We start from the raw sequence: 390 nt of genomic DNA, 5'->3' as shown, positions 1-390 counted from the left end.
CCCCGGGGAAGCCAGCCGCTTGGTGTGATACAACGCCAGGGCCTTGCCCTTATCGAAGATCGCCAAGTAGTGATGCGCGTGGCGGCCCAGGCGGATCACCTCACTCATCGGCAGGATAGTGCCCCCACCGGTCAGGGCGCGCCCGGCGGCGGCCTCCAACTCGCCCAGGGTGGTGGTGACGATGATGGAGGCCGGCAACCCATTGTGCTGACCCAACTCCCCGGAGGCCAACAGCCCACGCAGTGCGGCCAGCAGGGCGTCATGGCCGCGCTGAGCAGCCGAGCGGGAGTCGCCGTCGATGGCGGCCTGGCTGGGCGTCCCCTCCACACACGGCATCTCATCAAGCGGGTTGCACATGCCCGGCGCGCCGAGTTTGGCCTCCACGGCTTC

At 69.0% G+C, this 390-nt stretch carries 1 protein-coding gene; it reads right to left on the bottom strand.

Translation table 11 applies throughout. The annotated features are described in order from the left end of the window. Positions 1 to 390 (bottom strand): DUF222 domain-containing protein (locus JF781_RS28250; protein WP_225341386.1); only part of this gene is annotated, 390 nt, incomplete at both ends.

The sequence above is a fragment of the Mycobacterium sp. WUMAC-067 genome (assembly GCF_020217485.1).
In the GTDB taxonomy this organism is placed as follows: Bacteria; Actinomycetota; Actinomycetes; order Mycobacteriales; family Mycobacteriaceae; genus Mycobacterium.
Note: the sequence above shows the minus strand (reverse complement) of the source record. Positions and strands in the feature narration are given on the sequence as shown.